1 pseudogene is annotated in these 208 nt (G+C 58.7%); it reads left to right on the forward strand.

Annotated features, from left to right (window positions below):
• A pseudogene (locus QP140_RS10365) lies at positions 1–208 on the forward strand (IS1249 family transposase); the annotation flags it as partial.

Genomic DNA, 208 nt, shown 5'->3' on the forward strand with positions numbered 1-208 from the left:
AGCGCTGGGCATCAACAACCAACAGCCTGGAAGGCGGCATCAACGCCCAACTCAAACGCATCGCCGACGCCCACCGCGGCAGATCCGGGGAACGCCAACGCAAAATGCTCGAGTGGTACCTGCACTCGAAAACGCAGCTGCCTGACGACCCGCTAAAGATCGCCAGGCAGTGCAATTACGGACAAGATCAACTCGCCAAAGTCAACGA

The organism is Corynebacterium sp. UMB9976 (assembly GCF_030212265.1).
Lineage (GTDB): Bacteria > Actinomycetota > Actinomycetes > Mycobacteriales > Mycobacteriaceae > Corynebacterium.